The 501-nt window shown below is 25.3% G+C and carries 1 protein-coding gene; it reads left to right on the plus strand.

Annotated elements, in window-relative coordinates; all coding sequences use genetic code 11:
• The coding region (locus FPD38_RS00005; RefSeq protein ID WP_147554784.1) for a glycosyltransferase family 2 protein at positions 1–501 on the plus strand (501 nt) is incomplete at its 3' end.

Consider the following 501-nt stretch of genomic DNA (forward strand, 5'->3'; position numbering starts at 1 on the left):
ATGAATCAAACTAAAACAGTCGGCGTAGTAATCCCCATATATAATGTAGAAAAATATTTAAAAGAATGTTTAGATAGCGTAATTAATCAAACTTATAAAAATTTACAAGTTATACTAGTCAATGATGGAAGCACTGATGAGAATTCACTAAAAATAGCTAAAGAATACACCTTAAAAGATGAAAGATTTATATTATTTGATAAAGAAAATGGAGGACAAAGTACTGCTAGAAATGTAGGTATAGAATATTTTAGCGGAGAATACAAACTTAAAAATATAACAACACAAATTAAAGAAAATTCTTTAATTGAATTTGAACTAGATGGTAATAATCCTTACAATATATATAAAGTATATAAAAGTTATAAAGCTTTTAATAATGAACAAGATTTAATTAACTTTACTTATCCAATTATCGATTATATTATCTTTTTAGATAGTGATGATTATTGGGAATTAAACTGCATAGAAGAATGTGTCCCTAGAATGGATGGGGTAGAG

The organism is Campylobacter volucris, assembly GCF_008011665.1.
Taxonomy (GTDB): Bacteria; Campylobacterota; Campylobacteria; order Campylobacterales; family Campylobacteraceae; genus Campylobacter_D; species Campylobacter_D volucris_A.